The following is a 26,496-nucleotide window of genomic DNA, read 5'->3' as shown; positions in this document are numbered from 1 at the left end:
TCTACTTTAAAACTCCTCAAAGGTTCCTTTCGCTATAAATCGCGCAATAACCAATATAAAAACCGAGGTGCAACCTATGCCACTATTAATAGTCGATGAATGTATCGCATGCGACGCATGCCGAGAAGAGTGCCCGATGGATGCAATTGAAGAGGGTGATCCGATTTATATCATCGATCCAGACCGTTGTACTGAATGCGTAGGAACCTATGATGAGCCTGCTTGTATTGCCGTCTGTCCGGTTGATTGTATCATTCCTGATAAAGACAACGTTGAAACCATGCAAGAACTCCTCTACAAACACAAGCAACTATCGGAGGAAGAGGAGTAAATGGCACAATGTACCGCCGTTATCGACATCGGAAGCAATTCGATGCGGATGGCGGTCTTTCAAAAAACCAGCCGTTTTGCTTTTCATATTCTGCATGAGGTTAAAAGCTCCGTCCGCTTAAGCGAATCCGCTTATAAAAATGGAGGAAATCTTCAACATGAGCCAATGGAGCGTACCTCTTTAGCTATTGGTGAGTTTCTTTCGATCGCCCGTTCATTCGGTGCGCGAAAAATATTGTGCGTAGCTACCTCTGCTTTACGTGATGCCCCTAATGCCTCTGTTTTCCTCTCCCGTATCAAACGTGAACACTCTCTCTCCATCAAAATCATTAGTGGAGAAAAAGAGGCCTATTTAGGGGGGATGGCATGTGCGAATCTCCTCCCTGCTATGGATGAGGCTATCACCGTTGATGTAGGGGGCGGTTCGAGCGAATTTGCCCTACTACGCAACGGAAAAGTGGAACAACTTTATTCTCTGAATATCGGAACCGTCCGCATCAAAGAGCTATTTTTTGATAACGACGATATTAATGGGGCAACCGCCTATATCGATAACGCACTGAAACAGCTCCCCGATTTTGGAACGACTACCCTTGTTGGTATTGGGGGGACTTTTCGTGCCCTCACCAGAGCGTTGATGAAAAAAGAGGAGTATCCTCTCAAAAAACTCCATGCCTATACGAGTGATGCCAATGATTTTTTACGCTTTACCTCTCAAATACTAGGTGCCAGTCCAAAAAAGCTCCGCTCTTTATTTATCAAACCCGATCGTTTTGACACCATCAAACCCGGAACCCTCATTTTAGAGCGTATTATCCGTCATACCCAAAGCCAGAAACTACTGTGTAGTGGGGTCGGTGTACGCGAAGGGGCATTCTTGAGCGATTTACTCCGTAACAACGGAGATAAATTCCCCGCACATTATAATCCAAGTGTACGCTACCTACTCGATACGTACGGAATTCACAGCGATCATGCACTCCAATGCTCTCACCTCTCTAAACGCATTTTTGATTTACTTCATCTCCATTTAGAGATCAATCCTCTCTATCGACATGAACTGAGTGTCGCAGCAAAACTCCTCTCTATCGGTGTTGGTATCCGCTATTATGCCTACCAACGCCATAGCCATTATCTAGCGATGAGTGCTTTGGATTATGCCCTCAGTCATTCACAAATTGCCTTGATCTCCCATCTGTTGCTCTTTAAAAAAGGGAATAGCTCCTCCGATCTCATCCCTAAAAACTCGTACGGATCATTGTTACCCGATGAGGCTACTCTCGATGCCCTGAGCGCAATTTTGTGGCTCTCCCATATCCTCTTAGCCGGACGCGTCAACGCGTCCGATATCACACTCGAAATGGATCCTCACAGCGGTTTATTAATCGTCGGAGGAAAATCTCTCTATTTAGCACGCGAACAGCTCAAAAATATCGTCTTACCCCCTAACTTTACCCTCATACTCAAGGATTAATCTATGGCAGGAAGCAGCCTCCTTATACTCATTGATGATATAACCCTCCTCCTCGACGATGTTGCCGCCATGAGCAAAGTGGCCGCTAAAAAAACAGCCGGCGTTCTCGGTGATGATCTCGCCCTCAATGCACAACAAGTTGCAGGCATACGGGCTGAACGTGAACTCCCTGTGGTCTGGGGTGTTGCTAAAGGGTCATTTAAAAATAAATTGATCCTCGTCCCTGCCGCATTAACTCTTAGTGCCTTTGCCCCATGGTCGATCACACCGATCCTCATGATTGGTGGTGCCTATCTGTGTTATGAGGGGTTCGAAAAAATCGCCCACCCTTTTTTACATTCTAAAGAAGAGGAAGATCATCAGCATGATCTGATTGAAGCTTTCCATAACCCAGACGTTGATCTCGAAGCGTTTGAAAAAGAGAAAATCGAAGGGGCGATTCGTACTGACTTTATCCTCTCCGCAGAGATTATTGTCATTGCGCTAGGGACCGTTGCAGATAAAGATCTCTTAACCCAAACCATGGTTGTTTCTGGAATCGCAATAGCGATCACCATAGGTGTCTATGGGATTGTCGCTGCTATTGTCAAAATGGATGACGCAGGGCTTCATCTGCTTCAAACTGCCCCGGAGGGAAAACGCGGGGCACCACAAAGAGCTTTGGGACAAGGACTGCTCAGTTTTGCTCCGAAACTCATGAAAATTCTCACCGTTGTCGGAACTGCCGCGATGTTCCTTGTTGGGGGAAGCATTCTCTTGCACGGAATTCCTGATGCTCACCATCTCCTAGAGAGTGCCGTACAGAGCGTTGAGAGTATCCCAACTGCCGGAAAGGCATTAGGATGGATAACACCTGTTCTCATCGATGCGATTGCGGGGATTGTAGCAGGTGGAATCGTGATGGGTGTAGTTGAAGTGATTTCTAAAATAGTGAGAGTGTTTAAGAAGTAAGCTTCGCGTTCATGGTTCGACTTAGCTCACCACGAACGGCACTAACCTAAAATCTTTGTCCGATCGTAAACTCAAACGCGGTTGTTTCATCTCCTGGTTTATCCCCGATTGGATTAGCAAACACCAGTTGCAGTGGTCCAACCGGACTAAACCACTCTAGAGAAATACCATAACCGCCCCGTTTGATTTCGCTCAAACTCTTTTCACCAATCATTCCGTAATCGACAAACGCAGTTGCTCGCATACGCGCTTCGGGAACCAATGGAACACTTAACTCAAAACTGTTTGAGAACGTTTGAGTCCCTCCAATTTTATTTGGCTTTCCATTACTATCTACACCATCTGTAGGAGAGATAGAATATCCTTGGTATCCACGAACCGAACCGATCCCACCCATATAAAACTTTTCATTGAGTGGTAAATAGCCACTTTCCTCCGCATAATTAAATCGAGCTTTGTAGCGTAGAATGAGGTCAAAATCGGTCAATTTTTGCAACCCTTTATACGCTCCAAAAGTGGTACGGCTTTTGATAAAATCAGCATCTCCCCCAAGTCCTGCTTTTTCAAAGCTTTGGGAAAATGCATACCCTTCACGCGGGATATAATAGTCATCAGTATTATCAAAGGTAGCCGAAACAATAAGTGAACTTTTTGCATAACTTTCGTAATAGCGTAATTGTTCACTTGTTAATGTAAGCGTATCAAAATCACTGTAATCATTTTTAGAATAGTTATACCCCATATAACCGCTCCAGTAACGATTGAATCGGTGACCTATCCCTACACTTGTACCTAAAGAGGCAACAGAGTAACTATCATATTCTGTTGAACTGTTATAAACTGAAAAATTACCACTAAAATCACTATCGTTAAGGCGAGGATTCGAGATATTAAACGAGTAGTTACTGGTGCGTTGTGAACGCTCCAAATTTAGCCCTACATTAATCCCTGAACCAAAAATATTACGATCACTCACCGCAACGCTGAGCAAGATTCCACCAAAGCTTCCATATCCTCCACCAAGTTGGATATTCCCGGTCGGTGCCTCTTTGGTTTGAACGATTAAGTCCATCGATTCATCATCTATCCGCTTCTCTTCGATTGTATTGCTTTCGAAATATCCAGTACGTCCAATCGCATTACGAGAATCTTTGAGATTGGTCATACTGTACAAATCACCTGGTGCGAGGAAAAGCTCACGGCGTACTACACGGTCTAATGTACGGTTATTACCAGAAACTATTACATTACGAATTCGTACTTTTTTACCTGGATTAATACGGTAAACAACATCAACACTTTTTCCCTCTTTATCTTTTTTTAAATCAGGTTGAACTTGAACATACGCGTATCCCAAATCAGCGATTTTTGTTTTAATACGATCAGCATCTTCACGGAAGGTTTTGATGTTAAAAGGTTTGTTTTTCTCTAGTGCAATAACATCTAAAAGTTCTTTATCATCAATAACAGCTGTATCTTGAAAAATGAGGATATCGCTAACACGATACACATCTCCTTCAAAAATATTGTAGCTCATTTCAGCAGTGTAATGATCGAAATCGACTGCAACAAACGGCTCATCAATTTTCGCATCCAAATAACCGTTCTGCATGTAAAAATCTCGAATACGCAATGGATCGTATTGGAGTTCCGCTACTTTCATCTTACCGTCGTTACGTCCCCAGAGCCATCCCATAAACTGCTCTTCTTTGTTCGCAATCATGCTGTCAAAATCACCACTGTCTTGGGTCAATACTCCAGCGTAACGAAGTTTTTTGATAATAATCTCTTCACCCTCATTAACAATAAAAGTAACGTGCATACTTCCATTCTCGAGTTTTTCGGTATCAATTTCAACTACTGAGTCAATTTTACCATCAGTACTCAGAGCATCGATAATCCGTTTTTTAGCCCCTTCAAGACGCTTTTCATCATAAAGAGCCCCTTTTTCAATCTGCAACAACCCTTTTGTTGCCTCTTCATCATTCTCTTTGTACCCTTTGAGCTCTATCTTAGAGATGATCGGTTTTTCTTTAAAGTGAAACGTTACTTTGCCATCATTTTCATCTGCCCATACATCTTCAAAGTACCCTTGGTCAAAAAAGTTTTTGACGGTTTTATCGACCGCAATCGGGTCGAGAGGTTCACCGACTTTGACCTCATTTAGCCGTTTTGCGACCGCTTCGGAGATGTGGATCATCCCCTCATACTGTATTGATTGAACATTTTGTGTCGATCCGTAAACAAGAGCGCTCGCTACTGCTAAAGAGAGGGTGATTTTTTTCAAGCCAAAGTCCGTTGCGTTAAAATAGTCCCTTATTCTAGCACCGTTACGATTAATAGGAGCGTAAATTAAACTTAAAAGGGCTAAAATAGCACCATTATACGCAAAGGTAAGTTATGAAGATCGGTATTGTGGGGTTAGGATTAATGGGAGGTTCGATGGCGCTTGCCCTCAAGCATCTCTCGTTTATCTCCTCTATAATCGGTTGTGATCATAACGAAGAGCATCAAATGGTCGCTCTTCAACGGGGGTTGGTTGAATCTTTTCTGAGCTTTGAAGACCTTAAAATGCACTGTGACGTTATCTTTTTGGCGGTTCCGGTTAACGGTGTCATCGATTTTTTACAACGATCTACCGACTTGGCAGGAACCGATAAAACCATGATTGATTTGGGAAGTACGAAAGCCCTCATTGTCGAGGCTATCCCACCGTCTATCCGATCCAATGTCGTTGCTGCCCACCCGATGACGGGGACGGAGCAGTTCGGTCCGAGTGCCGCACTCGAGGGGCTCTACGCCGAAAAAGTGGTCGTATTGTGCGATTTGGAACACAGCGGTGATACGCAACGTGATATCGCATTACGGATTTTCCAAGCAATCGGGATGCAGATACGCCGTATGGGAGCGCATCAGCATGACCGTCATGCGGCATTTATCTCTCATATGCCCCACGTTATCTCCTATGCACTTGCTAACACCGTGTTAGCCCAAGAAGAAAAAGAGAATATCCTCACCCTCGCCGCAGGGGGATTTCGCTCCATGAGCCGTTTGGCAAAAAGTTCTCCTGCCATGTGGGAAGATATTTTTCGCCAAAACCGTGAAAACGTTCTCAGTGCGGTTGAACTGTTTGAAATTGAACTTCAAACTCTTAAAAAAGCACTCCAAGAAGAAGATTATTCAGAACTTCGCCGCGAAATGAAGGGTGCGAACAAACTCTACGATATTTTTAAATAATCACCATTCAAATAATTTCGTTTCCCTCGGCAAACGCTTCGGCTGCATCGTGGAGTTTACCCCATCTGTCTGAATCTGTTGATCTCGCTTCTCAATCTTTTTTCTATCCGCTTTAGACATTTCGATCTTTGCCCTACTCTGTTCTAAATTATAACGAAGACGCTTTTGCAACATCGGATCGGCGGTATAGACCCTCTCGTACCAATAACGCGCCCTCTCATATCGACCGCTCATATAAAGAGCATTGGCACGGTTATAACGCACCTGAGGCGAATCGTGTTTCATCTGATGACGTGCAAAAAGTCGCTCCGCTTTTTCATATTCACCCGCTTCATACGCCTCCCTCGCCTTGATAAGCTCTTTAAAATCCAAAATCCCGGCATGAGAGTTCATGGGGAATAGACTCAAAGCAAAAAGGACGATTCCAACACTCACACTTTGACGCTTGCTCATCGAAGAGAGGGCAAACAAAATCAACACCATCGCCAATCCCAAAGGATAAAAAAAGAGGGGGATATGAGCTTGAATACGATGGTTGTTTCTTAGCTCCAGCAATTTTTCATGGACGACTAAAACATCCGATGGGGAAGCAACCAGCATCATACCCTCCATCTTAAACGGTATAGAGGTGATGATGATCGTCATATCTGCTTTACGCTGTGCCAACTTTTCCGTTAACACATCACGATTGGAAGGTTTATCAGAAGGGGCTAGATGACGTATCAATTCCCCTAATATCCCCCCATCATTACTTCGCGGTGCGATTTCATAGAGTTTCTCATCGTATGCCATCAGTTCAATATTCTCACCCAAAACAGAATAGAGAGTTGAGCGTGCCAATGATCGAATCTGCTCAAAATGCTCATTACTCCGATCAATCGCAATGACAACATGAAGCTCTTTCCCCTCGATCGGTGTCGAATCAATAATCACCGGTTGAGCCATAGCTAGGATAATCAACACAGACGAAACTAAAAAAAGGATGTTACGGCCTTTGAGCCCCATAGTGGTCTCAGGTGCACGCAATTTTTCGAGTACCGCCTCACTAAGCCACCGATTTTGGAGTGGTTTTTGAGTAAGCCAAAAATAAAAAAGGAGAAAGCTAAGTGGTAGTAACCAAAAAAGAAATTCGGGATGTAAAAAACTCATGCCAATCCCTTTTGGTTACGGCCATACAGATAGAGGAGCATCGCTAAAAAGCCGATAAAGAGGGGATAAATGTAGTAATACTCAAAATATTTCTCTACCGCAATCCTCCCAAAAGGAGGGTGTGAGCGATGAGACACCTCTACCCAATCCTCAGTGGGTTCGATAATACTCACCTCCAAACCTATCGGTAATGAGCGAATCCACTCTTTGGGTTTCGATGAGAGGAGTATTACCCACCCTCTCGCTTCAGGTGTGGTGGAGAAAAAACGCTCTATCTCTTTGGTTATTTTCCCATCAGAGTTCTCTTTTGTGAGCTGAGAGAGGATTTTTAGAAACGTCTCATGATCCTCCGTAAGAGGGATAATCGTAGGGGATGGCGCAGGGACATAGAGGGCAAAACGATCCGATGGGCGTTTTTCGATAAACGATCGGATATCCTCCAATATTTCGGGTTGAATGGATGAGGGTTCAAGTGCAATCAGGATGTCATATCCTCTTGGCTCCTCTTTCACCTCCCGAACGGGAGACATCAACGCGACGATGAAAAAAGAGATCATCGCCCATTTGGCAACCCACATCCACAAAGGGGGCTTTGTTTCATCCATTCCAAACAGTGCATTGCGGGGAAAATAGATCGGGTTACTGCGAAGCGGACAGAGTGCCTCACATGCGAGAAAGAAAAAGAGGATAAATCCGAGCTTGGGAAACTGGAAATAAATCCCCTCAAGCATCGATAATCTCTAAATAGAGGCGATAATACCCTATCGTCTCCTCATCGATCATCTCCACCTTTGGAGCGTATTTGTAGGGGGCCAAACGCTCAAAGAGGTTATGATATGCCTTTTCTGTACGTTCGTTATCGGAGGCAAACACGCGTCCGAGCTCACTGATGGTGTACGCGGCACGTTTGGGGTCGGAGAAATCGACCGATGAGAGTGCGATAAAACGCTCTTTCCGCAAATTTACACGACGTTTTCGGATCTGCTTGATGAGTGCCAAAATAAGCGCCAAGCTCAAAGCAACCGCTATGAGAACCACCGCGATAAAATAATAGAGTGAATAATCGGGAATCTCCACCAACGGAGCGATGTCATTTAGCGGAATATTCAAATCTTTCATACTCTCCCCTCAAACAACCGTCGCAACGTCACAATCGCATTCGCATCGGTATAGAGCTTGCTCGCGCGAACCCCCGCTTTTCGAAACGATTCAAAAAGTTCGATGTCATGCGCTCTGACCCGCTCGCGGTAGCGCTTCACGCTTTTCTCATTGAAATCCCCCTCCAATACGGCACCGCTCTCAGGATCGATGAGGGCACTAAATCCCATCACTTCAGGATTCTCTTCGGCACGGTCGCGTACGACGATAGCAACTACTTCGTGCTTTCGAGCGAGGAGTCTCAAATCTGGAATCTCGAAAAAATCACCGATCAACACGATCAGAGACCTTCGCTTCGTTCGACGATAGAGCTCTTTGATGCTATGGGTTAGATCAACACGGTGATGCAGTATCTCCGCATCCAAAACACTCCTCGTCGCCTGCTGTACCGAAAAGCGCTTTTTCGCGGGACGAATCTCGTTTCGGAGGGTTTCGGAGTAATTCGCGTGGCCGAAAACATCGCCGTTTGTGACCGCAGAGTATCCGATCAATGCCACCGCTTCGGCAACAGACTCGATCTTAAACTTCTGTGATCCGAAATGAAGTCCCCCGCCGAGCAGTGCGACGGTGAGGACATTAAGCTCGCGTTCTTCTCGAAACACTTTAACGAACGGTTTCCCCATCTTCGCCGTAACGTTCCAGTCGATGTGACGGGTATCATCACCGCTGACGTATTCGCGCAGTTCAATGAAATCGTACCCCTCCCCCCGAAACATCGAGGGGTTGTTTCCGATCCGATCCCCGATGATCTGGCGACGGGCTTTGATAAGGATCTGACGACTATTGTTCATTATGGAATCGGTACCGCTTTAATGATCTTCTCGATGAGCTCATCGACCGCTATCCCCTCTGCTTCCGCTTCATAGGAGAGGACGAGACGGTGACGCATCAGCTCTTTGATAATCGAGGCGATATCACTCGGTGTAACAAATTCCCGACCGCGTAAAAACGCCACCGCACGGGAGGCTTTGAACATATCGATACTCACACGGGGAGATGCCCCAAACTGCAAGAACCCTTTGATCTCATCTAATCCAAACGCTTGCGGATCACGTGTCGCGCTAACGAGGCTGATCATGTATCTCTCCACCTCTTCGTCGATGTGGATTGCTTTGACTCTCTCTTTAAGTGCGATCAATTGATCCGCATCGATTACCGCGTTAATAGCATCACCGAGTCCCGATCCGACACGCCGCGCGATGGAGAGCTCCTCTTCTGGGGTGTTGTAGCCGACATTGATTTTGAGCATGAAACGGTCTAATTGTGCTTCAGGGAGTGGATAAACCCCCTCGTTCTCTATTGGATTCTGCGTCGCCATAACGAGAAACGGAGGGGAGAGTTTAAAACTCTCATCCCCCAGTGTCACCTGTCGCTCCGCCATCACTTCGAGCAATGCCGATTGCACTTTTGCGGGGGCGCGGTTGATCTCATCGGCGAGGAGGAGATTGGTAAAAATCGGCCCTTTTTTGATCTTGAATCCATTATTTTTCGGATCGTAGACCTCAGCACCCAAAATGTCACTCGGAAGCAAATCGGGGGTAAACTGCACCCGTTTAAATCCCAAACCAAGCGATTGCGAAAGGGCTTTTACCGTTGTCGTCTTCGCCAGTCCCGGAATCCCTTCGATCAGAATATGTCCGTCGCACAGCAATCCGATCAACAATCCATCGATCATCTTCTCCTGACCGACAACGACTTTGGCTACTTCGGAGCGTATTTGATTAATTACATCTATCATAGTGTCACCTTTTTATCTGTTGTGAGTTTACCTTGTTTCGTTTTAGGTTTCTATTTGTGTAGAAACTTATCTCGTCATCCCGTACTGGATACGGGATCTATCTTTTGCATTTAAGATAAATTGTGGGATAATTCTCTTGATAAGCCCATGGTTCACCCTGAATAGGGATTTGCCTCTCTCAGCTCACCGATGATGATGCCTTGGGTATTGCATATCGTTCATCTTCTCCATTTTATAATACAAATTCACTCTGTTTATTCCACTTTTTCAATCCATCGAATATTAAAGTTTCCCTGTTTTACATATATCGTCGCCGTATCTCCAATTTGTTTTTTATTGTAAACATCACTATCAACACGAATTTGGTAAGTATCAATTTCATTAGAATTATTATTTAAATGAAATTCATATCTCTTTGCAGACCTTGAAGATGAATATTTGTCTGTAATTATATCTTTAACAATCAATTGAAATGAGTTATCATTCCAAACATTCAAATATTTTATCACTATCATAAAAAAGAAAAAATATGCAATAAAAATATAAAGTGAATATGTTTTTATTAAGTCTATTTTAAATGAACTCATACTAATTTTTTTATAAATATAAAAACAAATTCCAATTGAATATAGAGCAGATAATACGATTGTTGCAAAAATTAACGTTGCTAAGTCTATCGTAGAAGGATATGTAATATATATTTCTATCATACAAAGAAAAAAACTCAAGCTACTCCCAAAAATACTAATAAATTTAATATTTAGAATTGGACGTAAGTTTGTTTGGCTTGAACAATCTAAAACTGATGTATTTATTCCATGATAAATTTCTAAAAAATAATTTCCATATTGTTCTGCAAATCTGGATAAATCGATATCTTTTTTGCGGTATTTTTTCCCTAATTTAAATTCAATTTTAAAAGCTTCATTGTTCTCTATTTTTATACTTTTACAATCATACAAATACGGTAATGAAAAAATATCTAAAATAGCTGAATGCATATTGGCTTTATCGATTTCAGCGTATAATTTTTCATTGTCAGATGCAACATATACAAGTTTATTAAACTGAGTATCATTCGATTGATACGTTCTCAGTAATTTTAGCTTTATCATTAAACGGTCGAATAATGTTTTGTTACGAAAATAAAACCGCTCATCAGAAAGTTTCTGTACAAAAAAAACTATTGATTCTACTTTTCCAGAAATGATTCCATCAATATTCATTACACAACGAATTGATTCATTATTGAATTGAATAATCTCATCAAAATTCCAATCACTATAATCATTTGATTTTTCAGACAAAGAAAATCTAGCTATTAAAAATGATACTAGAATAAAGACTAAAACAAGTACAAAGTAAATCACTTATAACTCCCACTCAAATTTTGGACTAAAATTTAAACCTTGCTTGTGAATATTTTTATAATCTTCAACCCATAAATAGACTAATTCCATCCAAATTCCTAATTTTCTTTTTCTTTTTTTGGGATGGATCCCCGGGTCAAGCCCGAGGATGACAAACCGTCCGTTTTACCCTTCGACAAGTTCAGGGCGAACGACAAATTTTATATGTGTTTTAATGGTATCTTTTGTCCCCTTAATTCATCGAAATTCTATTTTGCACCCCATTTGTGGTACAATAATAAAAAAGGAGTTTGCCATGCGTACCAGTACCAGCATCCGAATAGACAACGATGCAAAAGAGATCGCGACTGCTGTATTGAAACAATACGGCATGAGTCTGAGCGACGGTATCAACCTCTTTTGTAAACAAGTCGCCCTCACCCACTCCATCCCTTTTGAACTCAAAGTTCCAAGCGAGCGGATGAAAATAGCCCTCCAAGAACTCGAAGAGCGCAAGGGTGAGAAATTCACCTCGATGGAAGCGTTAAAACGAGATTTGCTCTCGTGAAATACAATATTTTTGATTGATTTATAAAATAGTCGGATCGTTAGGGAGCAGGTTAAAAACCATATAATCTTCAAAAGCATTTTTACCCGAATTTGGGATATTTTCAAAACCGTATTCTTCGTAAAGACTTCGCTTGTTGGCATTTATAGGGATAAGATAAACATGGTTGATTGCAACTTGTTTTTGAAGTTCAAGCGCAAGGGTTATCGCATAATCAAGAAGTGCATAGCTATTTCGTGGTTCATCGGTATTTTTGTATCTTAAATGCGGTTGGACATAAAGAAATTCGATAAGCAAACCTGCGATATTGTCCACATCGTTGGTGATTTTGAGAGAAATAAATCCGTATGGAGTTTCTCCATTAAATCCTGCATGGATGATATTTTGATAGCAATTGGCTGTTTCACGTAGGAGGCTGACTAATTTCTGGATATGTTCAGATTCACTTTTGAAATCAAATGAATCGAAAAAAGAGGTTAAAGAATTTTGGGGAAGAGGAGTTATCAAGAAGCCAGCTTAGCTCGCAAGCTGTGCTTTGAGCGATTTGATTTTATCGATTTGTTTGACAGTACCGATACGAAGCACTTTTTTTTGCTCATCGGTCAAATTTTTAATAGGTTTGGCGGTCTGTAGTTGATTATCACGAATAATATATGACATTCTAAACCCCTTTTTACTTTGTGATTAGTGAAATTATACCCTAAATACTCACTGGTGCAATCTGATCCAACCTCTTCTTCGCTTCACGCAAATCCAGTGTTCCCGCTTCGAGTTCGGCGATAATCGGCTCGTACACCCTCTCCCCTGAGAGCGCGAGAAGCATCACAAGTTCTTTGGAGGTTTTAGCTTCATCGTAAAACTGCTTTCTTTTTCTGCGAGGTCGCATCTTCCACACTCTTCGTGCAACTTCACCCAACAAGATCCCTGCAAGTACCAGTGCCCCATAGAGAGCAAAACGAGCCAGAGTACTCCAATCACGCAAAGCGGGAGGATCGAGGAGGTTGGAGCGCTCGAATCCTTGTGCCACTTCGATCGCTACCGCCTCACTCTCTAGTCGTTTGATCTTTTGACTTTGGGTATCAAACACCTCGAGTGAGATTTTCGGAATCACAAAACTTTGTTCACTCACGAGGGCAAATTCCTGACGTATCTCCCCCGAAAACCCCGCCGTATCGGGGGTGATGTCGCGGGTCGGCTCTTCGGCGAACACATTGACGCCACTGATGTTTAGCTCATACGGTACGTATTGATCGAGGTTCCCACGTCCACGGATATAGAGGCTCAAATGAACCGGTTCGTGAGCTACCACACTTCGTTTATCGACTCTCACTTCCAAAGATAACTCTCCGCTGAGTGCCGCTGCGTTGGCTTGTGCGGCAATCAGTACTTTGGGCAGATGGGCACTCTCATCATCGAAATCGTATTTTTTGACGTTATCGCGACCGATGGAGGCATTCTCGATCGATGCAAACGTCGTATGACGCATCAGCGCATCCAATGCAACCTCAACGCTCCCCTCTTGGATCGGGGTGATCAGTACATCAAAGGTCTGTACCCGTTTCCCCTCCACGATCCGATCACGCTGGGTTAGGATAGAGGCTTTATAGCGTTCATTTCCGCTCGGTTTAAACGCAATCGTATAGTCCGCCGCATTGGTTGAAAAGGTGCACTCATACCGCACTACACCGCTTTGATGGACGTAGAGACTTTGCGGCGCTTCGAGCACCTTCCACTGATAGGTTGCCCCCCATCCGGACACACTGAGAATCATCAGCGCGACTAGCCTACCAAGGCTTCGTTTCATGGACACTCCTTTGATTGATCAATTCATACTGTTTGGAACTAAGAGCCGCTTTGCCCTGCGACGTTGAAAAGCGCGGATCTGCTTGCGCCTTTTTGCCCGCATCTCCCGCACCGGAGGAGGCTATATCACTTTGCATATTCGATCCGCCCCCCTCTTTGGTTTTCTTCCCCTCACCCGTGGGTTTGTTCTCATCCGAGGTGAATTGATCTTTTTTCTCTTTACGGACATTGAGCGATTTTTGCTCTTGCGCTATGGCAATCGCTTTTAGATTCTGATCGGCTTGGCGGCTATAGCGCAGTGTGAGCGATTTGAGCAGTGCTTGACGCGCGTTTTCAAACTCGCTGAGGCGGATATGAGCGTTACCCATATTGTAAAAGATTTTGGATTTGAAGATCGGATCATTGGATCGGATCGAGCGATACACCGCCAGTGCTTCGGCATATTTTCCACCTTTGTAAAGAGAAGCCGCACGATTAAACTTCCCCTGTGGGGAATCGATATGATAATACCACTGAGCCGAACGTTCATAATTTCCATGAGAATACTCATATTTCCCTAAGGTTTGATAGGGATAATCGAGCAATCCCGCATGGGCACTGATCCCTACAAAAGCCAAAAGGGGCAATATTTTTTTGTTTATTTTCTCCCCTAAGCTCGTATACGCCAACACAAATGCGATCAGCCCCAACACGAGAGGAAAATAAAAAAGTTCTTCATAGCGTGTCACCGTAGATTCGCCTGCGAAATCTTCACTCCGTTCACGTTCGATCCACTCGATCACCGCGTCCGCATCGGCGCCATCGATCACTTTCCCCCCGCTTTGTTCCGCGATGGCATTAATCGCATCGTTGCGTGAACTTACGACGATATGCCCCTCTTCATCTTTGAGCGATCCGTTTTCGCTAGGCAGAGTGCTGCCGCCTGATGTGGCGAGCATCACGATACACACCCTCAATCCGTTTTCTTCTGCAAACGCCGCTTCTTTCTCATACGAGAGTTGATCTCCTCCGTCGGTAAAAAGGACGAGTAGCGGGTGAGCGGCATGGGACATTTTACGGGCAAGTTCCAACGCACTCATCACCTCTGTCCCTTTGGTGATAATCTGCGACTCATCGAGTGAGCCGAAAAGGTGTTCGAGAAGTTCGGTGTCTTTGGTCAGCGGGGAGAGGATAATCGCGCTCGTCGTATGAGCAAGTACCCCGAAGCGATCTTTTTTATCGGTTGCAACAATGCGGTTCAACACCCTCTTCGCCGCATCCAGCCGTGTGGGTGCAACGTCGGTCGCCCTCATCGAATACGACACATCGACGGCTAAGATCACATCGCTTCCCGATTCTTCGACGCTGATCGGTTTTTCTGGTATTACGGGACGGCTGAGGGAGAGGATCAAAAAGAAAACACTCACCAACAGCCAAATTTGGTGATGCCAGCCATAGCGACGTGCCCCCCAGAGATAGAGGGGGAGGAGGATAAGAGCATATAGCCACATCGGAGATAACAAACTCATCCTTTGACACTCCTTCTCCAACCTAACCACAAGACAATGAGCAATGCCCCCGCCACCGCGTACTGGTAATAGTGTTCAAAAAAGGTGTGCTCGGCACTTTTGATGCGGGAGCGTTCGAGTGTATCGATCTGATCATACACCGCTTTGAGTTCCTTTTCATTGGTGGCACTGAAATACTCCCCCCCGCCATCACGCGCCATCTGTGCGAGAAGTTTGCTATCAAACTCCCCCTTTTCGCCGATCCCGATGGTGTAGAGTTTTATCCTAGCTTTTTGCGCCATCGCTACCGCCTCTTTGGGGGAGATCGCACCGCTGTTGTGTTCTCCGTCGGTGAGGAGGATAATCACTTTGGATTTGGCTTTGGAATCTTTGAGCGCTCTCACCGCCTGCGCTACCCCCTCGCCGATAGCGGTATTTTGCCCCGCCATACCGTGACTCAGATAGCCGATCATCTCGGCTATGATCTCTTTCTCATAGGTCACAGGGGTCGCGATAAAGGCAAAATCCCCAAACACCACCACCCCGACGTTATCTTCACGCCGTTTCATCACAAAATCGGAAGCGATCTTTTGGACGATCTCAAATCGAGTGGCACGACTCTCATCACTCGAAAACCCCGAGGCATTCATCGACCCGCTGGCATCGAGGCTTAGGACGATGTCGATCCCGTTACGGTTGCGCGGATCGGAAAAATCGACCACGACGGGAGTCGCCAACGCCCCCACCATCAATGTCACGGCAAGCGCTTTAAACAACCACTCAAGATTTCGCCATTTACTGGGATTTCCGAAAAATTGCAGATGGGGAAAATAGCGTTTTTGAGGGATGATTTTGCACGTGTACAGGCAATAGAGGATGGGAGGAAGAACTAAAAATGCCCACACAAAATCAAACGACCAGATATTCATAGGGGGATTATACCGATTTGAGGATTAAGATTATCGGAGCTTTTTTCGTTATTTTTACACTCTTGATCTATAATCCTTTATAATTTTACAAAAAAGGCCACAAAGATGAAAAAATTATTCCTTCTCCTCGCTCTGTGCGGAGTACTATTCGCCGAAGAAGGGGTTAAAAAAGTGGTTTTCGATCTCACAAGCGGAAAACTCGAAGCGATTGAAAAAAAGGTATTGAGCGGTATCGCTTTCAATAAAACCCATTATGAGAATAACCTCGAAAAACTTGATGTTGCCGTAGTGATCCACGGTGACGCTTATAAATTTTTCATCGATGATTTAGCAAATTCGCCCTATAAAAATGATGCCGCGCTGAGAAAAGCTCACGATCAACTCGGCAAACGGCTCTCCGCAATGGCAAAAAACTACGATGTGGAATTTATCATGTGCGAATCAGGGATGAAATCTCATAAAATCGACAAAAGCACTCTCTACGATTTTGTAAAACTCACCCCGAGTTCAACTATCGGATTGATCGATAAACAAAACGACCAATTTGCCTATGTGCCGATTCACTAAAAAGAGCCTTTGTTCTCTCTAATGATCACACAAAGATATAGTGGTTTTTTTAATAGCTCATTGAACCGGCATTAATTAAACCGATTGAAATCGACATAAATGCCATAAAAGTACCGACGGAGATATCGCCGTTGTGAATATGTTTCTCAACAGAGAATTTACCGCTTAAGCGAGTCAGGATAAAGGCAAAAATGAGTTGTATTGCCATCGCCACTCCAGCCCACATCACAAAATCAATATACGAAACACTATGCACTAATGCACTGTAAAGGGGAATGGAGAGGCCTAAGATGGCTCCGCCGAATCCCAGTGCTGCTGCTGTATTGTTCTCACCGAAGATCATCTGATAATCATCATACGGAGTAACTTTCGCATAAAGAAAAAGAAACAGGGCAAAAACCACGATACCGGTTAGGAAAAAGAGGCCGAACGAGAGAAAATAGTCTATAAACATACTAATCCTTTATTTTAGGGCAATGATAGCCAAAAAAAATTAACGGCACGTCACGTTTGTGTCTAAGATTGCCTCTTCTTTTTTTGCATGAATACATTGTGTTTTACTCATTATGACATCCCTAAAATGGGTCTCCCACAACAACGTATTTTTCATTTTAGCTGTACGCAGATCGTTGCGTATAAACTTGGATCCGCCGATTTCAGAGCCTCTAAAATCGGTTTTATTCAAAATGGCATCCGTGAAATCAGCTTTCCAGACTTTTGCATCACGGATATCGGCACGGCTAAGATCGCTTTGATTTAAATGTGTCCCTTTAAAATTTGCCCCTTGAGCACGAAGCCCTCTTAGATCACTCCGTTCTAATGAAGCTTTCCAAAACACAGCCCCCTGCGCATTCGCATCGCGCAGATTACAATCATTAAAATCAGCCAATTCGAACACACTTTCTCGCAAATCGGCTTTGCTTAGATCACTCCCATGAAAGTCGCCCCCGCTAAAATCCATTTTACTCAGATTCGCCCCCCGAAGATCACATCCGATGCACTCTTTTTCTTCTATCGCTTTTTTCAAATGTGACGTATCGTAAGCGCTCAGACTAACCCCAAAAACAATTGCTAATACAACCCCTCTCATTTGATAGCTCGAATGCGACGAAGCTCCGCCAAAAATGGCTGTGGACGTTTACTTCCGATGATCGTCTCTTTTTTGTTGCCGGCACGATCTACAAAAAACATTGTTGGAATCCCAAAATAATCAAATCCATCCGGAAGTTTACTTTTATGTATGTTTTTATCGATCACCACAAAATGTTGACGCATATACCCTTCGACCGATTTATCGTGAAAAACTTTTTGTTTCATGTACGCACATTCAGGACAATCATCTGTTGTATAAATCATCAGTACAAGCTTATTTTCTTTTCCCATCCCTGCAACCGCATTTTTAAACTGCTCATCATTTTGGATCGTATGGGCGGCAAGATTCAAAACCATGATCCCTACAAGCAACAAAAATTTCATCATTCATACTCCTTTTAAACTCTATAGAACCCAATAATATCATTTTTTCTAATCCATTTTGACTCTTATCGTGTCGCTATCACTACTTTTCGAACAAAATGTCCAATATCCACCCAAATCTATTGACAAAAAAGGTTACAACCGCTATAATTCCCGTCCATAAATTGTGCTGGAACAGTTTATTGTTATTTACGTCCCGTTAGCTCAGCTGGTAGAGCATTTCACTTTTAATGAAGGGGTCGATGGTTCGAATCCATCACGGGACACCACTTTTTTTCAACCACATTTATGTGGCCCCATCATCTAATGGTTAGGATTCCAGATTTTCATTCTGGCCATACGAGTTCGAATCTCGTTGGGGTCACCACTTCATTTTCCAAAAATCATGCTAAACTTACCACTATTTTATAACGTGCTAAAAGAGCCTCTATGAGAATAAAAAATAATTTTTACATCGTCATAACCATATCCATATTAATGATTGCCCTCTCGATCACTATTTCACTTATCAATTACATGGTTTCTCTCCGCTCTACCGAAGCCGATCTCAAAACCCGCTCTCTCCCACTGACCGTTGATAATATCTACACCGAAATTCAAAAACACGTCATCGAACCCAATCTCGTCGCATCGATGATGGCGCATGATACGTTTCTCCAAGACTGGCTTATCAATGATGAACAAAACAGCGATAAAATCACCCGTTATCTTGAAACCATTAAAAATAAATACGGTATGTTTGTTACGTTTTTAGTCTCTGAAAAAACACAAAGTTACTATACCCACAACGGTTTTTTAGAACATCTTAGCCCTTCAAAACCCAATAATGAATGGTATTTTAAATTCAAAAAACTACAAGGAGACAATGAAATCAATTTGGATTTCAATAATAATCTCGATAACTCTTTGATCATGTTTATCAATCATAAAATCTATGATCACAATTACCATTATGTAGGAGCTACCGGAATCGGAATAAAGGTCTCTTATATTAACGAGATGCTCAAGCGATTTCGCCAAGAGTATAATTTTACGGTTATGTTTTTAAATGAACAAGGGGAAATTGTCTTATCCGAACGCACCGATACAAAAGTCCAAAACATTTCTGCCATACCTGAGTTAAATCTTCTCATGGATCAGATCATTGTGAAAAATTCTAGGATTATTGAGTACCAAAAAAATGGAGAAACTTATCTTCTAAAAACAAAATATATACCAGAACTCAATCTCTATCTACTCGTAGAAGCGAAATTGGATTATTTTATCCAAGACGTACGACAAACTTTTTATATCAATCTCACCCTCTCACTCATTGCAACGATGATTATTGTACTAATCATCGTCCGTATGATTAAAGGGTATAACAAAAAACTCGAATTTATGGCTCGCCACGACTCTCTAACCAGACTCTTAAACCGAAATGCTTTTAATGACTCCATGCACGATTTCATCCTTCTTTCAAAAAGAAATTTGACCCCTTTTAGCCTGATTTTCTTCGACATCGATAATTTCAAAATAATCAACGATACTCTAGGACATCAAACCGGAGATGCTGTTCTCATTCGAATTGCAGAAGTTCTCAAAACGCGTCTTCGCCGTACCGATATCGTAGGACGCTGGGGTGGTGAAGAGTTCACAGTGGGGCTCATCAATACTGATTTGGAAAATGCTAAACAAATCGCCGAAACACTTCGTAAATCATTCGAAGAAGATGCTGGACTTTTACATCTATGTGCATCTTCGGTAACCGCTAGCTTCGGCGTAGTCATGCTCTCTGCCGATGATACAGTAGATTCACTCTTAAGCCGCGCCGATTCAGCAATGTATAAAGCAAAAGAATCAGGGAAAAACAAAGTAGAAGTAAAACCTTTTTAAAAGTTTTCCTATTTTAGAGACGGAAAACAACTCACATAAAGAATAAACAATCGTTCGTACATAATGATTATTTTGTGATTTTTAATGGATACTATTGGGCAGCATCTCTCAGTTTTAATAATAGAAAATAACAAATATATAGTTTTTTATTGTTTTAATAAGAAAGATTAAAACGTCATTAAAATCTCATAATGTATGGTTACAATAATCTTCACAAGGAGATAGATTTGTTCAATTGTTTAGCACATATCGAAGAGCTCAAATCGGAAATATTAGACCGTAATTTAATCATGATTACGACTGATCCGACCGGTGTCATTACCGATGTTAGCAAAGGGTTCGAGCTCCTCTCTGGATATGCTAAAGTTGAATTAGTCGGTTTAACGCACAAAATCATTAGCCATCCCGATACGCCAAGGGAAATATTTACTCATCTGTGGGAGACTATCACTAAAGGTAAGCAATGGTACGGAGAAATAAAAAATAAAAATAAGCACGGCTTTGGTTACTGGAGTAAAATCTGTATCGAACCACTCCTCAATGAGGATAATATTTTAGGCTATATTGGGATCTATACCAATATAACAGAACAAAAAGAGTTAAGCCGAAAAGTGGAAATAGACCCGCTTACGGGGATTTATAACCGATCAAAACTGCACCTTCTTCTCATTCATAAAATAGAGCAAGCCTATTTTGAAAACAGTACTTTTCCCATTCTATTTATCGATTTAGACCTCTTCAAATCGGTTAACGATCAATATGGGCATTTAGAGGGTGATCGGATCTTGGTAGAATTTAGTAACCTGATTCGTAATTCACTACGGAGCAGAGACCTTTTTTGCCGGTGGGGTGGAGAAGAATTTATTATTATTTTGGATCAAACGGATATTAAAACCGCCTATCTGATCGCCGAAAAACTCCGTAATCTCGTCCAAGAGTATGATTTTGGTCTCGATCGCCCTATCACCCTTAGTATTGGTATAAGTGAATATGATTCAAAAGATTCAATTGATGATACGATAATGGCGGCAGACCAAGCAATGTACAAAGCAAAAAACCAAGGAAGAAATCAAACCCTTATCGCACATGAAAATAGAGAATAACTATGTTTAAAACGAATAATTTCACCCTGCTTTACATTGAAAGTGATTTAAATATACGAGAAACAAATGCACAATTTATTCGCAGAAATGGATTAAAAGTTTTAGAAACCGATAATTCTCAGAAAGCATGTGATTTATTTCGAACACAAAAAGTTGATATGATATTGATAGATTTGCATCTAACGAATGAAAACGGTCTGGACTTTATCCGATGTCTTCGTCAAAAGGACATATCAACCCCAGTTATTATTACCGCCAGCCATATAGATCAAGATATTCTAATAGATGCGATTAATCTCAATACTACCCGCTATTTGAAGAAACCACTCAAAAACAATGATCTGCTTGATGCTCTTATGTTAAGTGCTAAAAAAATTCTCAACTGTCACTATAGCTCAGCGTATACGATCTTACATAATGGTTTTAGCTATGATCCCATCAACAAAACAATTAAGCATCCTGATGGAGAAATCATACAATTATCCAGAAAAGAATATCTCCTCTTGGAACTCCTCATCAATAAAAAAAGGCTTATTGTCCCTTATAATGTTATAGAATCGATCGTTTGGCAGGAGACTTTAATGAGTATGGATGCCCTTCGAACATTGGTTCGAGGGATCCGAAAAAAGTCTTACCCTGAAATTATTTTAAATATAAACGGAATCGGATATAAAATAGACCTATAGAAATGGACGAATCCGTTAACAAATTCTTGGTAAACTTTTTAATATTTTTCTAAAAAAGAGGCAAAATCATGAAATCTTTGGCACTTATAGTTTTCATCTTCTTTACCGGTTGTTCCGCTACATGGAGTGGTGTCCAACAAGACACTAGCAATGCTGTTGATTGGACAAAAGGACAAGTTAATCAAGGGGCAAATTACGTAAAAGAGAAAACTGAATAGCTTTCTCTTTTACACATCTCGAATAGTCGATGATGGCTCTCCAAAATAATAGCCTTGCGAAAAGTCGACATCCAATTCTTTAACTTTTTCAAAAACATTTTTAGAATGAACAAATTCTGCAACGGTCTTAATATTCATGCTTTTAGCAAAATTGACAATTGATTTGGTAATTATTTGAGAGTTTTGATCATTATCTATATTTTTAATCATCGATCCGTCTATCTTGATGTAATCGACTTTGAGCTTCATCAGATATTCAAAGTTTGAATACCCTGTCCCGAAATCATCTATAGAAATTTTTACACCGTATTTTTTGACACTATCAATAAACTCTAAAACTTGATCAAAGTTCTCAATTCCCTCAGATTCTATAATCTCAAATACTATTTTATTCCCGATGGAAGACTCTTCGAGTTTACTAAAGATAAAATGATGTATCTCTTTATTTAAAATATCTTCTACTGAAATATTAATCGATACAAGATAAGGCAAATTTTCAAACCGTTTAAACGTTTTATCAATGATTATTTTTGTAAGCTGATGATAGAGCTTATTCTTTTTTGCGAGTTCCAAGAAATGGACAGGAGCAATCAATCCCCCTTTGTCATCTATCATCCGCATAAGGGCCTCATATTTGACTATTTTCTCTGTTTTCGTATCGACTATAGGTTGAAAAACCGGTATGATTTTATCTTCTTCTATCGCTTTTTTGAGTCGTTTCGTCCACTCAAAATTTTTCTCATACTCTTTTGCCATTGCCATAGTGTCATCATAGATTAAAAAGTTCTTTTTGCTTTTTTTAGCCAATTTAAGTGCGATATCTGCATTCATTAACAATTGCTCAGACCCATACGATATCCCTATCGTTGCACTGAGACTTACTTCACTTTTATCATCAATATTAAAACTTTTTTGCGCAATTTTTTCACTGACATAGGCTGCAAAAATCTTAAATTCATTAAGTTCCATCCCTCTAGTACACAAATGTGCAAATTCATCCGAATGGAGACGATAAATACCCTCTTTCACAGGAATAATCTCTTGCAGATAATGAGCAAAATCTTTTAAAATAATGTCACCTACATGATCCCCGTATAAATCATTAATCTCCTGAAATCCATCGATATTTATGATCATTAAAAAAACATTCTTATTTTCTTCAAGCTTTTCAGTCAGCTTTCTTCTATTTTCCAATTCCGTTAAACTATCAAAATAAAATTGATGTTCAATCGAGTCAAGCATACTGTTGAAAATATCTTTTATCGAATCGATCTCTTCAATATTATCATTTACTTCTACCCGTTTTGTCATATCCTGAGACGTGGTTATCATTTTGATAACATTTGAAAAGTTTTTAATGGGTTTAATCAAATACTGATTCAATTCTATAAAAATTGCAATAAAGACTGCAAAAGAAAAAATTACGATAAAAATAATAAAAAAGTTGATCATTTCAGTCAGTGAAATTTTTAAATCATCTATCGGGTACGAAACATCAATAACCCCTAAGACATCACCAACGTGTGCATTGGTATGACATTTTAAACAATTATTTTTTGCAATCACTGGAAAATAGTATTCGATAAATTCAGAATCTGAAATATTGAGGACTTCCTCTCCGTTCATGGCTTTTGCAATATCTTGATTTGATTCTCTCGCTAATTTATCTTTTTCAATTTCACCAAAAAGTCCTACTACCGTCTCACTCCGATAAACATTGACTTTCATGTGTTCATCAACACTATTCAGTCGGCTAATGATCTCTTCTAAATCATCTTTAGTCCAACCTCTTTGCATCGCAGAATAAAGTGCTTCAAAAACAAGCATACTCGTTTTCCTAGCATCTACATGAGCAAGATTTGATATGGCCTCTCTTTTCATATACTCACCATATAAAAATGCAGCTATAAGTGTCAGAAACATGGTAATAAAAATGATTTTGGCAGCAATCTTTGTATAGCTTGTTTTTTGTGACATCTTTGCCTACCTGATAAATAAAATCAATAATCTTATAAAATCTATCTTATCAAATAGGGTGTGAAATAAATATTAAAGATTTTAACTTTAACTCGATATGTAAGCTTAGTTGCATACAAATCTCTTTTTTCATTCTACAATAACACATACTGATTCCAAGGACTTTTGATGTGTTTGATTCTCACCCTCGCTTTTCTTGTTGCCACTTTTTCCTTTTTTTCCCAAGGGCTTATTCACCATGCTATTATGAGTGCCATCATCGCCGCTATCTCTCTTTTCTTTTTTATCCGTAAAATTATTACTAACGGCCGTTGTATTTTCGGAAAAGATCGAGATTGTAACAAACCTACGTGAGCTACGCTACAATTCCACCTTTTACCAAAGGTATCGTCAATGCAAATAATCTTTTTCTCTTTACTCCTCTTTATTTCCTTATCTCTTACAGCTGATGAACCACGCCAATGGGGTGAAAACGTCACCGGAGTAACCACCACATTCCAGAGCGATAAGAAAGAGATTGCTCTCACATTTGATGCGTGTGGAGGGAGTTTTCGCAGTTCCCAGTATGATGAGCAACTGATCGATTATCTCAATGAAAATGGTATTGCTGCTACCCTCTTTATCAATGCTCGCTGGATCAAAAGCAACCCCGAAATTTTTTCTGCACTCGCATCCAATCCTCTCTTTGAAATCGCCAATCACGGCACAGCACATCGCCCCCTCTCCGTAAACGGTAAAAGCATTTATAACATCGCAGGAACATCTTCGCCCGAAGAGGTGGAGCATGAAATCAACGGCAATGGAGATTTGATCGAAGGACTCACCGGTAAACGTCCCCGATTTTTCCGCTCAGGTACTGCCTATTATGATGAACAAGCAGTAGCTATTGCTCGGCTCAATGGAGTGGAGATCGGGGGATTTAGTGTGTTAGGAGATGCGGGGGCAACCTTTAGTGCCGAAAAAGTTGCTCATCAGATTACCAATGCGAAAAGCGGTGATATCATACTTCTGCACATGAACCACCCTGAGGGTGGAACCCGCGAGGGGGTTAAAGAAGCGATTGAGAAGCTCAAAGCACAAGGGTTTAGCTTTGTTCGGCTCAGTGATGTTAAAGAGCGACTGATTCCCCTTCCCTAACGTGTATAATTGATCTCAACTGTTACGTGGACAAGCTCTTCGTGAATCCCTAACCGCTCTTTGAAATACTCCGGACTCACCTCTTCATCTGATGAGAGCGAGAGAATCACCGAATATTTCCCTTTTCCTACACGCCAAACATGAAGATCGGTTATTTGTGCTGCGATAGGGCTATCAATAATCACTTCACGAATCTCCTCAACAACAGGATCGTCCATATTAGCATCGAGCAAAATCCTCCCCGTTTGAATCATCAGCCCATACGCCCATACTCCAATAAGTACTGAGCCAACGATCCCCATCATCGGGTCCAGCCACGCCGCACCCCAAAGTTTCCCCCCTACCAACGCCACAATCGCTAAAACCGAGGTTGCAGCATCAGCAAGAACATGTAAATAGGCAGCGCGTAGATTTAGATCATGATGATGTTCATGTTCATGTTCATGATGGTGATCGTGATGATGGCTATCTCTCAAAAGCCATGCACAAATCAGATTGATTGCCAACCCTACGAAAGCAATCGCAATCGCCTGATCATAATGGATTTCACTCGGGTTGATGAGTCGCAAAATTGAGTAATAGAGCATCATTAATGCAACAACGACGAGAAACAACGCACTCGTATAACCGCCCAAGACTTCGATCTTCCATGTCCCAAACGCAAATCGAGGATCTGCCGCGTATCGACGAGCTGCACCATAAGCAAGTACAGAAAGCCCTAAAGCTAGTGCATGCGTACCCATATGCCACCCATCCGCTAAAAGTGCCATCGAGTTGTAAATCCACCCCCCGAAAATCTCCGCTACCATCATAAATGCCGTGAGGGCAACGGCAATTTTAGTATTACGTTCCCCGAGAGGATTACCCTCATCGAAGTTATGGGGATGGGTATAAACTTTTGTACTCATAGCAAAAAGGTCCTTTTAAATAATGATAATTATATGCAATTAATATTCACTCTCTAATTAATAAAAAAAAGTAATTTGCAGTTAGAGGAACTAAGTTCCCATCGTTATAATTCCATACTTATTTTTCAGGACTCACTATGAATGAAACTCTCCTTATCCTTGCGGTGGCATTAGCGATGGACTCTGTCGCCGTATCGATCGCCATCGGTTCCAAATACAAAGATCTTTTAGTTTCAAAAGCCCTCTTTACCGCCGCTGTTTTTGGTTTTTTCCAAGGGGCCATGCCCATCGCTGGGTATTTCATCGGAATCAGTTTTGCGGAATATGTCCAAGCGTATGATCACTGGATCGCGTTTGTTCTCCTTGTAGGACTGGG

At 41.8% G+C, this 26,496-nt stretch carries 30 protein-coding genes and 2 tRNA genes; 15 read left to right on the top strand and 17 right to left on the bottom strand.

Annotated elements, in window-relative coordinates; all coding sequences use genetic code 11:
- Positions 1-76: 76 nt before the first annotated feature.
- From PHR02_RS01645 to PHR02_RS01635, 3 genes are read left to right on the top strand one after another with little or no spacing between them, the layout of a single operon-like run.
- Positions 77-331 (top strand): YfhL family 4Fe-4S dicluster ferredoxin, encoded by a 255-nt coding sequence (locus PHR02_RS01645; RefSeq protein ID WP_299987988.1) that lies wholly within the window; start codon positions 77-79, stop codon positions 329-331.
- Positions 332-1,804: a Ppx/GppA phosphatase family protein gene (locus tag PHR02_RS01640; protein ID WP_299987985.1), complete on the top strand. Its 1,473-nt coding sequence runs from the start codon at positions 332-334 to the stop codon at positions 1,802-1,804.
- Positions 1,805-1,807: 3 nt separating this feature from the next.
- The gene (locus tag PHR02_RS01635) at positions 1,808-2,755 is read left to right on the top strand and encodes a DUF808 domain-containing protein (protein ID WP_299987981.1); all 948 of its coding nucleotides are present in this window, start codon (positions 1,808-1,810) and stop codon (positions 2,753-2,755) included.
- Between the two features lie 46 nt (positions 2,756-2,801).
- Here PHR02_RS01635 and bamA read toward each other — a convergent pair whose 3' ends face one another.
- A complete protein-coding gene (gene bamA / locus PHR02_RS01630) occupies positions 2,802-5,042 on the bottom strand; it encodes an outer membrane protein assembly factor BamA (protein WP_299987978.1) in 2,241 nt (746 codons plus the stop codon).
- A gap of 113 nt (positions 5,043-5,155) precedes the next feature.
- On the opposite strand from bamA, the gene PHR02_RS01625 reads away from it, so the two are divergent.
- Positions 5,156-5,992: a prephenate dehydrogenase gene (locus PHR02_RS01625; protein ID WP_299987975.1), complete on the top strand. Its 837-nt coding sequence runs from the start codon at positions 5,156-5,158 to the stop codon at positions 5,990-5,992.
- Here PHR02_RS01625 and PHR02_RS01620 read toward each other — a convergent pair whose 3' ends face one another.
- From PHR02_RS01620 to PHR02_RS01595, 6 genes are all read right to left on the bottom strand, one after another.
- The gene (locus PHR02_RS01620; RefSeq protein WP_299987973.1) at positions 5,993-7,141 is read right to left on the bottom strand and encodes a tetratricopeptide repeat protein; all 1,149 of its coding nucleotides are present in this window, start codon (positions 7,139-7,141) and stop codon (positions 5,993-5,995) included.
- Positions 7,138-7,872 (bottom strand): hypothetical protein, encoded by a 735-nt coding sequence (locus PHR02_RS01615; RefSeq protein ID WP_299987970.1) that lies wholly within the window; start codon positions 7,870-7,872, stop codon positions 7,138-7,140. Before PHR02_RS01615 ends, PHR02_RS01620 begins: the two co-directional genes overlap by 4 nt.
- The gene (locus PHR02_RS01610) at positions 7,865-8,260 is read right to left on the bottom strand and encodes a hypothetical protein (RefSeq protein WP_299987968.1); all 396 of its coding nucleotides are present in this window, start codon (positions 8,258-8,260) and stop codon (positions 7,865-7,867) included. Before PHR02_RS01610 ends, PHR02_RS01615 begins: the two co-directional genes overlap by 8 nt.
- Positions 8,257-9,090, bottom strand: a complete 834-nt coding sequence (locus PHR02_RS01605; protein WP_299987965.1) for a DUF58 domain-containing protein — start codon at positions 9,088-9,090, stop codon at positions 8,257-8,259. Before PHR02_RS01605 ends, PHR02_RS01610 begins: the two co-directional genes overlap by 4 nt.
- The gene (locus tag PHR02_RS01600) at positions 9,090-10,037 is read right to left on the bottom strand and encodes a MoxR family ATPase (RefSeq protein WP_299987962.1); all 948 of its coding nucleotides are present in this window, start codon (positions 10,035-10,037) and stop codon (positions 9,090-9,092) included. Before PHR02_RS01600 ends, PHR02_RS01605 begins: the two co-directional genes overlap by 1 nt.
- 254 nt (positions 10,038-10,291) lie before the next feature.
- Entirely contained in the window at positions 10,292-11,407 is a 1,116-nt protein-coding gene (locus tag PHR02_RS01595; RefSeq protein ID WP_299987959.1) for a hypothetical protein, read from the bottom strand.
- A gap of 295 nt (positions 11,408-11,702) precedes the next feature.
- On the opposite strand from PHR02_RS01595, the gene PHR02_RS01590 reads away from it, so the two are divergent.
- The gene (locus PHR02_RS01590) at positions 11,703-11,954 is read left to right on the top strand and encodes a type II toxin-antitoxin system RelB/DinJ family antitoxin (RefSeq protein ID WP_295012412.1); all 252 of its coding nucleotides are present in this window, start codon (positions 11,703-11,705) and stop codon (positions 11,952-11,954) included.
- Between the two features lie 21 nt (positions 11,955-11,975).
- On the opposite strand, the gene PHR02_RS01585 is transcribed toward PHR02_RS01590, so the two are convergent.
- From PHR02_RS01585 to PHR02_RS01565, 5 genes are read right to left on the bottom strand one after another with little or no spacing between them, the layout of a single operon-like run.
- Positions 11,976-12,461, bottom strand: coding sequence for a hypothetical protein (locus PHR02_RS01585; protein WP_299987956.1), 486 nt, complete (start codon positions 12,459-12,461; stop codon positions 11,976-11,978).
- 9 nt (positions 12,462-12,470) lie between these two features.
- Positions 12,471-12,614, bottom strand: a complete 144-nt coding sequence (locus PHR02_RS01580) for a hypothetical protein (protein ID WP_299987953.1) — start codon at positions 12,612-12,614, stop codon at positions 12,471-12,473.
- Positions 12,615-12,654: 40 nt separating this feature from the next.
- On the bottom strand, positions 12,655-13,758 hold the full coding sequence (locus PHR02_RS01575) for a hypothetical protein (protein WP_299987950.1): 1,104 nt from the start codon (positions 13,756-13,758) through the stop codon (positions 12,655-12,657).
- Positions 13,739-15,265, bottom strand: a complete 1,527-nt coding sequence (locus tag PHR02_RS01570) for a VWA domain-containing protein (protein WP_299987947.1) — start codon at positions 15,263-15,265, stop codon at positions 13,739-13,741. Before PHR02_RS01570 ends, PHR02_RS01575 begins: the two co-directional genes overlap by 20 nt.
- Entirely contained in the window at positions 15,262-16,173 is a 912-nt protein-coding gene (locus tag PHR02_RS01565; RefSeq protein WP_299987944.1) for a VWA domain-containing protein, read from the bottom strand. The genes PHR02_RS01570 and PHR02_RS01565 overlap by 4 nt, the downstream gene beginning before the upstream one ends.
- A 105-nt stretch (positions 16,174-16,278) precedes the next feature.
- On the opposite strand from PHR02_RS01565, the gene PHR02_RS01560 reads away from it, so the two are divergent.
- Complete coding sequence (locus tag PHR02_RS01560) at positions 16,279-16,740, top strand: DsrE family protein (RefSeq protein ID WP_299987941.1); 462 nt, start codon at positions 16,279-16,281, stop codon at positions 16,738-16,740.
- A 49-nt stretch (positions 16,741-16,789) separates the two neighbouring features.
- Here PHR02_RS01560 and PHR02_RS01555 read toward each other — a convergent pair whose 3' ends face one another.
- From PHR02_RS01555 to PHR02_RS01545, 3 genes are read right to left on the bottom strand one after another with little or no spacing between them, the layout of a single operon-like run.
- Entirely contained in the window at positions 16,790-17,194 is a 405-nt protein-coding gene (locus PHR02_RS01555; protein WP_299987938.1) for a DUF350 domain-containing protein, read from the bottom strand.
- A 39-nt stretch (positions 17,195-17,233) separates the two neighbouring features.
- Positions 17,234-17,830, bottom strand: coding sequence for a pentapeptide repeat-containing protein (locus tag PHR02_RS01550; RefSeq protein WP_299987935.1), 597 nt, complete (start codon positions 17,828-17,830; stop codon positions 17,234-17,236).
- Complete coding sequence (locus PHR02_RS01545) at positions 17,827-18,219, bottom strand: thioredoxin fold domain-containing protein (protein ID WP_299987932.1); 393 nt, start codon at positions 18,217-18,219, stop codon at positions 17,827-17,829. Before PHR02_RS01545 ends, PHR02_RS01550 begins: the two co-directional genes overlap by 4 nt.
- A gap of 190 nt (positions 18,220-18,409) precedes the next feature.
- Between PHR02_RS01545 and PHR02_RS01540 the strand changes: the two genes are divergently transcribed.
- From PHR02_RS01540 to PHR02_RS01515, 6 genes are all read left to right on the top strand, one after another.
- A tRNA-Lys gene (locus PHR02_RS01540) sits at positions 18,410-18,485 on the top strand.
- 23 nt (positions 18,486-18,508) lie between these two features.
- Positions 18,509-18,583: transfer RNA gene (locus tag PHR02_RS01535), tRNA-Glu, on the top strand.
- A 62-nt stretch (positions 18,584-18,645) separates the two neighbouring features.
- Positions 18,646-20,091, top strand: a complete 1,446-nt coding sequence (locus PHR02_RS01530; RefSeq protein ID WP_299987929.1) for a sensor domain-containing diguanylate cyclase — start codon at positions 18,646-18,648, stop codon at positions 20,089-20,091.
- Positions 20,092-20,318: 227 nt separating this feature from the next.
- Complete coding sequence (locus PHR02_RS01525) at positions 20,319-21,194, top strand: diguanylate cyclase (protein WP_299987927.1); 876 nt, start codon at positions 20,319-20,321, stop codon at positions 21,192-21,194.
- A gap of 2 nt (positions 21,195-21,196) precedes the next feature.
- Entirely contained in the window at positions 21,197-21,880 is a 684-nt protein-coding gene (locus tag PHR02_RS01520) for a response regulator (RefSeq protein ID WP_299987924.1), read from the top strand.
- Between the two features lie 68 nt (positions 21,881-21,948).
- A complete protein-coding gene (locus tag PHR02_RS01515) occupies positions 21,949-22,098 on the top strand; it encodes a hypothetical protein (protein WP_299987922.1) in 150 nt (49 codons plus the stop codon).
- Positions 22,099-22,107: 9 nt separating this feature from the next.
- Here PHR02_RS01515 and PHR02_RS01510 read toward each other — a convergent pair whose 3' ends face one another.
- Positions 22,108-23,925, bottom strand: a complete 1,818-nt coding sequence (locus tag PHR02_RS01510; RefSeq protein WP_299987920.1) for a GGDEF domain-containing phosphodiesterase — start codon at positions 23,923-23,925, stop codon at positions 22,108-22,110.
- A 318-nt stretch (positions 23,926-24,243) separates the two neighbouring features.
- On the opposite strand from PHR02_RS01510, the gene PHR02_RS01505 reads away from it, so the two are divergent.
- Both PHR02_RS01505 and PHR02_RS01500 read left to right on the top strand, forming a co-directional pair.
- Positions 24,244-24,429, top strand: coding sequence for a hypothetical protein (locus tag PHR02_RS01505; protein ID WP_299987918.1), 186 nt, complete (start codon positions 24,244-24,246; stop codon positions 24,427-24,429).
- A 39-nt stretch (positions 24,430-24,468) separates the two neighbouring features.
- Positions 24,469-25,212: a polysaccharide deacetylase family protein gene (locus PHR02_RS01500; protein ID WP_299987915.1), complete on the top strand. Its 744-nt coding sequence runs from the start codon at positions 24,469-24,471 to the stop codon at positions 25,210-25,212.
- Here the strand turns inward: PHR02_RS01500 and dmeF are convergent.
- Positions 25,209-26,120 carry a CDF family Co(II)/Ni(II) efflux transporter DmeF gene (dmeF, locus tag PHR02_RS01495; RefSeq protein ID WP_299987912.1) on the bottom strand — a complete coding sequence of 304 codons (912 nt, stop codon included), beginning with the start codon at positions 26,118-26,120 and terminating at the stop codon, positions 25,209-25,211. The two genes, PHR02_RS01500 and dmeF, sit on opposite strands and share 4 nt — an antisense overlap.
- Positions 26,121-26,257: 137 nt before the next feature.
- Between dmeF and PHR02_RS01490 the strand changes: the two genes are divergently transcribed.
- Positions 26,258-26,496 (top strand): manganese efflux pump (locus PHR02_RS01490; RefSeq protein WP_299987909.1); only part of this gene is annotated, 239 nt, incomplete at its 3' end.

The sequence above is a fragment of the Sulfuricurvum sp. genome, from assembly GCF_028688295.1.
Lineage (GTDB): Bacteria > Campylobacterota > Campylobacteria > Campylobacterales > Sulfurimonadaceae > Sulfuricurvum.
This window is presented reverse-complemented; position numbering and strand designations above follow the sequence as displayed.